Annotated in this window: 8 protein-coding genes; 5 read left to right on the top strand and 3 right to left on the bottom strand. The window is 61.4% G+C overall.

The features are described 5' to 3' along the window. The first annotated feature begins 144 nt into the window (after positions 1-144). From sfsA to Q0K06_RS13680, 3 genes are all read left to right on the top strand, one after another. Positions 145-870, top strand: a complete 726-nt coding sequence (sfsA, locus tag Q0K06_RS13690; protein WP_294553671.1) for a DNA/RNA nuclease SfsA — start codon at positions 145-147, stop codon at positions 868-870. A gap of 185 nt (positions 871-1,055) precedes the next feature. Beyond that, a complete protein-coding gene (locus Q0K06_RS13685) occupies positions 1,056-1,769 on the top strand; it encodes a GNAT family N-acetyltransferase (protein ID WP_294553668.1) in 714 nt (237 codons plus the stop codon). A gap of 31 nt (positions 1,770-1,800) precedes the next feature. Continuing rightward, complete coding sequence (locus Q0K06_RS13680; RefSeq protein WP_294553665.1) at positions 1,801-2,391, top strand: SGNH/GDSL hydrolase family protein; 591 nt, start codon at positions 1,801-1,803, stop codon at positions 2,389-2,391. Position 2,392: 1 nt separating this feature from the next. On the opposite strand, the gene Q0K06_RS13675 is transcribed toward Q0K06_RS13680, so the two are convergent. Together Q0K06_RS13675 and Q0K06_RS13670 are read right to left on the bottom strand one after the other, a co-directional pair. Beyond that, positions 2,393-2,719 carry a DUF2752 domain-containing protein gene (locus tag Q0K06_RS13675; protein ID WP_294553663.1) on the bottom strand — a complete coding sequence of 109 codons (327 nt, stop codon included), beginning with the start codon at positions 2,717-2,719 and terminating at the stop codon, positions 2,393-2,395. A gap of 49 nt (positions 2,720-2,768) precedes the next feature. Then, the gene (locus Q0K06_RS13670) at positions 2,769-3,122 is read right to left on the bottom strand and encodes a DUF4234 domain-containing protein (RefSeq protein WP_294553661.1); all 354 of its coding nucleotides are present in this window, start codon (positions 3,120-3,122) and stop codon (positions 2,769-2,771) included. Positions 3,123-3,218: 96 nt separating this feature from the next. On the opposite strand from Q0K06_RS13670, the gene Q0K06_RS13665 reads away from it, so the two are divergent. Beyond that, positions 3,219-4,226, top strand: coding sequence for an asparaginase (locus tag Q0K06_RS13665; RefSeq protein WP_294553658.1), 1,008 nt, complete (start codon positions 3,219-3,221; stop codon positions 4,224-4,226). A gap of 68 nt (positions 4,227-4,294) precedes the next feature. On the opposite strand, the gene Q0K06_RS13660 is transcribed toward Q0K06_RS13665, so the two are convergent. After that, positions 4,295-4,483 carry a YlcI/YnfO family protein gene (locus Q0K06_RS13660; RefSeq protein WP_294553655.1) on the bottom strand — a complete coding sequence of 63 codons (189 nt, stop codon included), beginning with the start codon at positions 4,481-4,483 and terminating at the stop codon, positions 4,295-4,297. Between the two features lie 103 nt (positions 4,484-4,586). Here Q0K06_RS13660 and Q0K06_RS13655 point away from each other — a divergent pair, with 103 nt between their 5' ends. Next, a complete protein-coding gene (locus Q0K06_RS13655) occupies positions 4,587-4,787 on the top strand; it encodes a hypothetical protein (RefSeq protein WP_294553652.1) in 201 nt (66 codons plus the stop codon). Positions 4,788-4,864 lie beyond the last annotated feature (77 nt).

Here is a 4,864-nt window from a genome sequence, read left to right as displayed (position 1 = left end):
GCCCCCTTTAGGGGTATTGTCTGTATTATGCCCTTATAGGGCTTAATCAAGCCTCCGGCTTAGCCGGAGGTTGTGACCCGCCCGGAAATGGCCGTTCCCTTCCCGGCTCCAATGTGGTATGATATCCCGGAAGGAAGTGAGGCCATGCGCTACGACCACATCTGCCGGGGGATTTTCCTGGCCCGGCCCAACCGGTTTATCGCCCATGTGGCCCTGGCAGGGCAGGAGAAAACCGGAGATTTTGTAATATGTCATGTAAAAAATACGGGGCGTTGTCGGGAGCTGCTGATTCCCGGCGCAACCGTCTACCTGGAGAAGAGCGCCAACCCGGCCCGCAAGACCGCCTATGACCTCATCGCGGTGGAAAAGGGCAGCGCGGAGGGCGGCGCTGTGACCCTGATCAACATGGACGCCCAGGCCCCAAATCTGGTGTTTGCCCAGTGGGCGAAGTCGGGGGCCTTCCGGCCCGGTCTGACTTTGCTCCAGAGGGAGAAAACATGGGGGAATTCCAGGTTTGATTTCTACTATGAGTATTCGGAAAACGGGGAAAACCGCCGGGGCTTTGTGGAGATAAAGGGGGTCACCCTGGAGCGGGATGGGGCGGTCTATTTCCCGGACGCCCCCACGGAGCGGGGCGTGAAGCACGTGGAAGAGCTGATGGCCTGCCGGGCCGCCGGGTATGAGGCGGCGGTGTGCTTTGTCATCCAGATGGAGCGGGCGGACTTCTTCTCCCCCAACGACCTGACCCACCCCGCCTTTGGCGGCGCGCTCCGCCGGGCCCGTGCGGCGGGGGTGGAAATCCTGGCCCGCACCTGTCATGTAACGCTGGACAGCCTGACTATGGCCGGACCGGTGGAGGTGCGGCTGTAAGGCCGGCGGCACAACAGAGCGGAAAACCTGCTTTTTGACGGGAATAGGTGCGCATTGACTGCCGGAAATGCAATTTCAAAGCACAAAATTATGAAAATACAACAGCGGTACGGACTTGCGCAGTCCGTACCGCTGTTGTATAATAAAAATTCATCCAATACAGAATAGAGCGGGAGGAATGGGCCATGCAGCCTGAGCTGGAGCTCATTACAAAAGAAATCCCGGCCAAAGGAAAGGGATATATGAAGATCCGCCGGTGCTGGCCCGACCAGGTGGACAGCCTGCTCCGCCAGGGCGCCCGGAGCCTGCTGCTCCAGGGCGCCACTGAGATCTACGCCGCGTCCGTGGACCCGGCGGCGCCGCTGGCCGAGGGCAGCGGCGAGGGCTACCGGCTGGAGTTCCGCCATGACATGCTCCGCCTGGAGCGGCCGCTGGACGGCACCTGTCCCCCGCCGGAGGGAAGGCTCACGCTGGAGCCCCTGAGCCGGGAGAAGGTGGGCCAGTGGCTGACCCTGTATAACGAGTGCTTTTTTGACGTGCCGAACTCCGCCAGCTGCGGCCGCACCGACCTGGAGCGCATGCAGGCCGAGGGCAGCCGCTGCGGCCTGGCCCTGGCGGACGGGGTGCCGGTGGGCATCTACCTGCTGGGGTTTCAGGAGGCCGACCCGGAGATTGAGAGCATCGGCCTGTGCAAGGACTTCCGCGGCAAGGGACTGGGCCGGGAGCTGCTGCGCGCCGTTCTGGCCCTTCTGGCCGGCGAGGGCTTTGCGCGGGCCTGGCTCAGCGTCTCCACCGCCAACGACCGGGCCTATCAGCTGTACCAGTCAGCCGGCTTTGTCCAGACCCGGCTGCTCTCCCACTGGTATCAGGTGATCTCAGAGGGAGATCTGCTGGCCTGACAGACGGCGGGATAGAGAGAAGGGTGAGTATATGAATCGGACCATTGTGGCCCTGGGAGACGGGAACACCCGTTACTTCCTGGGAGATGAGGGAAAATGCGGCCCCCTGGAACAGGCCTGGCCCGCCCAGATGGAGGCCATTCTGGCCGCGCTGGGGGCCAAGGCCGCGGTGCGGAATGAGGGCGTGCCCGGCGAGACGGCGTCTGACGGCCGGGAGAACTTTGCCGCCCGGAGCGCGGGGGCCAAGCTGTGCGTCCTGGGCTTTGGCATGGAGGACATCCGCCGCCCCGATCGGACCATGGCGGCCTATCTGGACGAGATGGCGGACATGTTCCGCCAGGCCAGGGAGCAGGGGACATGGATTATTGCCCTGGGCATCCCCTGGTTTGACAAAAATTACGCCGGGGAGCTGGTGCAGAGCCGGCTGCCCAAATGGAACGCCGGGCTGAGCCAGCTGTGCGAGGAGCGGAACGTCCCCTTTGTGGACCTGTACCGGGCCTTCCGGGACGACCCGGACCGCTGGTATGGCGAGCGGAAGCTGCCCCGGCACAATCTGTCCGCGGCGGGCGAGCGGAAGGTGGCCGAGATGGTGCTCCCCTGGGCGCTGCGGATGCTGCGGTAAGTCACAGGGGCAGGTTCCGGGCCACGCCCCAGAGCAGAAGGACAGCCGCCATACCCCAAACCAGGGCGGATTCCCCCCGGCTGAGGGCGGACCGCCCGCTTTTTACGTACCGCGCTGCCTGCCGGGCCAGCAGCGCCGCCAGAACGGGCAGCAGGAGCAGCAGCACCGGGTTGGCATCCCAGGCGGCGGCAAAGTCCAGCCTCAGCAGGGCCATGCACAGCCGGGTGACCCCGCAGCCGGGACACAGCAGCCCGGTGAGGGCGCGGACGGGGCAGGGAATGGAGAGACCGGTCAGCCCCACAAAAACAGCATAGGCGAGCCCGATCACCAGGATCAGGCCCGCCTGCAGGAGCAGCCGCTTCAGGCGGCTTTTGGCCTCAGAAGTCATCTCCGTTGAAGGAGTACTTGTTCAGCTCGCTCTGGATCAGGGCCCAGGCGATGATATCCAGACCGAAAAGGGACAGAATCAGGTAGATGACAGCCTGGCTGCCGGTGGGGACGCCCCGCTGAGCCCGGGCCATGTCCAGCTTTTCACCCATCTTGTAGCACCAGTAGATGCTGTATATGCCGCAGGTGATCAGGGTAAACACCAATGCCATGCCGCCGCTGGTGCGGCCCATGCCGGTAACCTCGGTGGAATCATCGGTGAGGCAGACCATCCAGTAGAGGCCGTAGATTCCGCAGGTAATGATAGTAAGGACAATGCAGAGGGCAACATTGCGCTGATGCATAACCTCTCCTCCGTTCAGATTGATTTCTGCATTTAAGTATAGAGGATGCTGGGAGGAATTGCAATTAAGATTTCCTTAAAAGAGGGATAGGGATTTATGAAAAAGATTTTGCTTCTCACCACCGGGGGCACCATTGCCTCCCGGCCCACGGCGGAGGGCCTGGCCCCCGGTCTGGACGGCGGCAGCCTGGCCAAGCGGCTGTACGGCCTGACAGACAATTACGACCTCACCATCCGGGATCTGCTGAGTATGGACTCCTCCAACATCCAGCCGGAGGAGTGGCAGGTTATCGCCCGGGCGGTGTACGAGAGCAGAGGGGATTTTGACGGCATCGTCATCACCCATGGCACCGACACCATGGCCTACACCGCCTCGGTGCTCTCCTTCATGCTCCGGGGCATTGAGCTCCCCGTGGTGCTCACCGGCTCCCAACTGCCCATTGAGCATCCGCTCACCGACGGGCTGGAGAACCTGCGCACCGCCTTTGCCATGGCGGCCAGCGGGGTGGGCGGCGTGTTCGTGGCCTTTGACCGGAAGGTGATCCTGGGCTGCCGGGCGGTCAAGACCCGCACCACCGGCTTTGACGCCTTTGAGAGCGTCAACTGGCCTCTGGCCGCCCAAATCAGCGCCGCCGGGCTGCTTCTGCGGCCTGAGGCGCTGCCCGCCTCTGGCGGGGAGCCCTGCACCCTGCGGGATGCTCTGTGCCGGGATGTATTTCTCATCAAGCTGACCCCGGGCCTGAACCCGGAGATTTTCGACATGCTCCTGTCCATGCACTACCGGGGCGTGGTCATCGAGGCCTTCGGCGCCGGAGGACTCCACTTTATCCGCCGGGACCTGATCTCCAAGCTCCACGCCGCCGTCCAGGCGGGCATGGCGGTGGTGGTGTGCTCCCAGTGCCTCTATGAGCGCAGCGACTTCTCCCTCTACCAGGCGGGGCAGAAGGCTCTGGCCGAGGGGGTCATCCAGGGCTACGATATGACCACCGAGGCCGCCGTCACCAAGCTCATGTGGTCCCTGGGGCAGACAGACGACCCGGAGCAGGTGCGTGCCCTCTTCACCCGCAGCCTCTGCGGCGAGGTGACTGTGGACAAGGGAATTTGAGAAAAGAAATAAAAGGCCGGCGGCGCAGATATTGCGCCGCCGGCCTTTTATAGTTGGAAACGGTGAGATTACTCCTGCCCCTCTTCCTCCTCGCGAAGGTTTTCCAGGGCCACCTTTGTGGCTTCAATGACAAAGGCAGAAAAGGAGATTTTTGTTCCGCGGATGGCCTCTTCTACCTGGTCAATTACATAATTGGGAAAACGGATATTCTTTGGCGTGGTTCCAGGTTCGGCGGGCAGCTTGAATTTTCTTGCCATACTATCACCTGCTGTATACATTTGTACTTTATAATGTATATTATTGCGTGTATTATGTATGCAAAGCAAACTAGCACATAAACGTATATACAAGGTGAAGAATATGAAAAGATTAGAACTGATTCTGGCCAATATGATTCGCAGCGGCAAGGTGACAGTGGAAATCCCGGGGATAGAGCATATTGAAGCGGCGATGCGGGAAAAGAGCCGGCAGATGCTGTGGGAAATAGCGGGGATTGTGTTCAGCGACGAGATGGAGGACGGAGAAAAGATTGCCTGCCTGCGGCAGATACTGGAACCGTAGAAGAAAGTCACAACCTCCGGCTAAGCCGGAGGCTTGATTAAGCCCTATAAGGGCATAATACAGACAATACCCCTAAA

Origin of the sequence: uncultured Pseudoflavonifractor sp. (genome assembly GCF_944387805.1) — a bacterium.
GTDB lineage: Bacteria > Bacillota > Clostridia > Oscillospirales > Oscillospiraceae > Pseudoflavonifractor.
The sequence above is the reverse complement of the archived record's forward strand: the minus strand, read 5'-3'. Positions and strand labels throughout refer to the sequence as shown.